General features: G+C 67.2%; 1 protein-coding gene. It reads left to right on the top strand.

Translation table 11 applies throughout. The features are described from left to right. Positions 1 to 421, top strand: a 421-nt coding sequence (locus MAXJ12_RS34170; RefSeq protein WP_008840835.1) for a DUF2380 domain-containing protein, incomplete at its 5' end; no start/stop codon positions are given. Positions 422 to 850 lie beyond the last annotated feature (429 nt).

Below are 850 nucleotides of genomic sequence, written 5' to 3' on the forward strand. Positions count from 1 at the left end.
TCCCGCCGAGCCGTCGACGCTCGCGGTCGCCAGTTTCGCCTTCAAGGATACGTCCGGCGAGGTTCGGGACCAGACGGCCGAACACGTGGCGCGGTTGAAGGAATTCGGGGCGGTGTTGCAGGACGATCTGTCGGCGAGCCCGAAGATCGATCTCGTCGCCCTGCCGTGCGAAGCCGGCCGCTGCGGCGACCTCGGCGCGATCGCCACGCAGGCCAAGGCCGCTAGCGCGAGGTACCTATTGGTCGGCGAGGTGCACAAGATGAGCACGCTGGTCGGCTGGGTGAAGTTCGCGGTTCTCGATCTGAGCGAAAACAAGCCGCTCTGCGACCGGTATCTGACCTACCGGGGCGACACCGACGAGGCCTGGCGGCGCGCGGCCGCATTCACCGCACGCGATGTGGGGAAGTACTGCATGCCGTAGGGCGTTGCGGGCGCGCTTCATCATTGCCACGCCCGGATTTCACCGTCTGGCCATTGTCAAAGAACGCTCCTCTCCTTCGACAAGCTCAGGATGAGGAGGTAGTCGGGAAGCGGGGCGCGAGGCCGAGCCTTCCGAGACTAAATACGTGGCGCGAACCCCGCGCCCCGCCGGCGATTTCTGTCCCCGCCCGTTCCAACTGCGCGGGACCGGCTGTGACGACGCTTCGGCCTTTCGGCCTAACGCCCTCTCGGCGATGGCTTGTCACCACCGCCTTTGCCGGTCCCGCCTGTGTGCTCATTCAGCACGCCGGGACCGTATTGTCCCGAGGGGAACCTTTGGACAGGGCCTCCCCGGGCGGCAGGCCACGTTAGCCCGCCACCGGAGGCGCCGGTTCCTCCCCACAGATCACCGTCGCGACCGGCGTTCCCG

The sequence above is a fragment of the Mesorhizobium alhagi CCNWXJ12-2 genome (assembly GCF_000236565.1).
In the GTDB taxonomy this organism is placed as follows: domain Bacteria; phylum Pseudomonadota; class Alphaproteobacteria; order Rhizobiales; family Rhizobiaceae; genus Allomesorhizobium; species Allomesorhizobium alhagi.